The following is a 2870-nucleotide window of genomic DNA, read 5'->3' on the forward strand; positions in this document are numbered from 1 at the left end:
GAGTAACCGATGGTTTTCCCTTTTTTAATTTTGCGAACTTAATTGTACTCTATCTCTGCTCTACCCCTATTTCTTATAAATAATCAGGAACGTCCATGTATTTATCTTTGGACGTTCCTGATTTATGTCCGCTCTCTACGGAGTTAGTTTCATATTAATGTACCAGCTCATTCCGAACTAAAGCAATTATTTAAGAACTTTTTCCTTGCAGGGTCAACACTTTGAATTAAAACCGTTCATAGTACGTTTAATATATTGAATCAGCAAGAGGTAAGCAAGTGCCTTAAAGAAAAGTCTAAATCCCATTTAGATAGTTGAAGAAGAGTTATGTATAGTATAATCTATTTTGTCCCCGTAATGTTTCTACAGCTTCTTGTATTGAATTATTGTCAGATTTTTGCGTTCTCATTTAGCACAGGTATAATGGTCGTTGAACATCACCCGTTCTGATCTAGTTGTCGCTAATAGGTAGTGACAGCCAAATCTTTCTAAGGTTATCAGGGCTTGTATTACTATAATTAGATTGTGTCAATCATGAAAAGTAGGAAAGTAGTACGAAAGACTACCAAAATTATGGTTATCTTTTTGTAGCGAATTTAAGGTTTGTAAATCTTGATGGGGCAGATTTGATCCTCGACAGTACACAAAGTCTGTGGTTCGTTGTTAGCGACTCATTTACAATTGACTAGACATCATCGGATATTCCTCATCATCCAATGTCCCTCCACTGCTGAAGCGAACTCCGCTATTCAGAAATGATGATCTAAACACTGAACCATTCCCATACCTCTCACGTATTGAATCAACTACCTTATCCATGGTACGTTGCTTAACATAATCCTTCTCAAATAGAGTTAGCTGATGGAAATCATTCTGACATAACTCAGAAACACGAACTCCAAGATGTCGGACAGGTTCACCCTTCCAAAGCTCATCAAACAATTCGCAAGCCACTTCATGTATTGCGTCAGTACAATCAATTGCAGAGAAGATCTTCCTCTGGTGTGAACAATTATAAAACTCATTCGTTCTTAATGAAACAGATACCAACCTAGCACAATAACCTGCTTGCCGTAACCTAGTGGCTACTGTCTCAGTCAATGACATCAAGACCAAATGTGCAGTCCCTTTATCCTCAACATCAAAAGCAATTGTTGTCGAATTGCCGATGCCTTTAATCATTGGTCTGCGATTTTCTCTAACTGGACTGCCTTCGATTCCATTAGCATAATTCCAGACCAACATGCCGTGACTCTTCAGAAATAGCTTAATGATCTTAGGATCATAGTGAGCTAGATCGCCTATTGTATTAATTGCCCTGCTCCTCAACTTCTTTGCAGTTGCCCGACCAACCATAAATAACTCCTCAATAGGAAGAACCCACATTTTCGATGAGATCTCGTCAGGAAAAATTGTATGTACTTTATCTGGTTTTTTTAATTCTGACGCCATCTTTGCTAGGATTTTGTTCGTGCTTATACCTATGTTTACTGTAAAGCCTAGCTCATTTTTAATTCGATCTTTAATCATGTATGCCGTTTCAACTGGGTCTTTATATAGTAAACTCATGTTACTGAAATCTACAAAATATTCGTCTATGCTGTACTGTTCGATTAAAGGGGAATACTCACGGAGAATGTCACCGAATGCTTTACTGCACTGCATATACAAAGAATAATTTGGGCGAACGATAATCAGGTCAGGGCATTTTGCACTGGCACTGAAAATACTCTCACCCGTTTTAATATCGAATTTCTTGGCAGGAATCGACTTAGTTAATACTATGCCATGCCTAGTCACTGGGTCTCCACCAACCACAGAGGGTACAGTTCTTAGATCTAAGGGTTCACCATGCTGAAGCCTGTGAACAGCCTCCCATGACAAATACGCAGAATTCACATCAATATGAAATATAATTCGTTGACTCATACCCTCACCCTATTCTAAAAACATTAGTTTTACAAAAAAAACTTGATATTGGAACAACAGCAAATAGCATCGCCATACTAACTATACTTTGCCCAATCACAGTAATGCACTCGGTACATCCTCCTGATCGGATGAGTTTGTTTTGGCACACTGGGCATTTATCATGTTGGATTAACTACTGTTCACACGGCTCAAGGCAATAAGTCTTTCGATTGCAATCAACACATGAATCTGTCATTTCATTCGTCTCTTAGTACATATATTCTATTTTATCAGAACAACCATTCTTATTGTAACCAATATTTATATGAATATCAATAAAAAAATACGTCCTTGCTGTAGAGAGCAATGACGTACGAATTGTAATTAAAGGGTATAAAGATGTAATAGTTGATAGCTATGACCTAAAGCGGTCAAAACTAGAGCTTCGCCACGGACTGCTGTGCCGTTTTCCCCTCAGTAAGGCATTTACTTCACATACTAAGAATAACTGGAAGTTTAAGGTTCTAGACCTTATCAAGCCGTTTCAAGTGTTCCTTTACTATATTCGTACGTTCTTCTACAGTCTTGTCGCCCTCTATTTTTAAAATTGGACAGGGTAATTTCGAAAGCCAAATATCATGTAAGGCCTTACTTCTCATGTCAGGTCCAGCTTCATCATATTTCGAAGCCCACTCTACAAATTCTTTGTGCATTTGATGCATGTTCCCATTTTCTTCTATTTCCATTCCATACCTTTGTCTTTCCCTCTCAATTAGTCTTTTTATCCGAATTTCCTTTGGTAGTGACAAATAGACAACTAAATCGAAGTACGGGATAAAAATATCCCCCCAACCACATAACGAACCTGACAAAATCCAATCAGATGTACTATTCACATTTTTTTTTAAAAGTTCTTGACGCTCTTCTATTTTTCTCTTTTGTGTAAATGGTACATCAGT

Annotated in this window: 2 protein-coding genes; both read right to left on the bottom strand. The window is 37.7% G+C overall.

The features are described from left to right. Positions 1-675 precede the first annotated feature (675 nt). A complete protein-coding gene (locus tag LJE72_RS25840) occupies positions 676-1929 on the bottom strand; it encodes a DNA polymerase Y family protein (RefSeq protein WP_229251007.1) in 1254 nt (417 codons plus the stop codon). 506 nt (positions 1930-2435) lie between these two features. Beyond that, on the bottom strand, positions 2436-2870 hold a 435-nt coding region (locus LJE72_RS25845; RefSeq protein WP_229251008.1), incomplete at its 5' end, for a P-loop NTPase family protein.

Origin of the sequence: Desulfosporosinus shakirovi (genome assembly GCF_020595055.1) — a bacterium.
Taxonomy (GTDB): domain Bacteria; phylum Bacillota; class Desulfitobacteriia; order Desulfitobacteriales; family Desulfitobacteriaceae; genus Desulfosporosinus; species Desulfosporosinus shakirovi.

Excerpts from the sequence above, each read along its gene's own strand:
- LJE72_RS25840 (WP_229251007.1), bottom strand. The coding sequence starts at position 1,929 with ATGAGTCAACGAATTATATTTCATATTGATGTGAATTCTGCGTATTTG.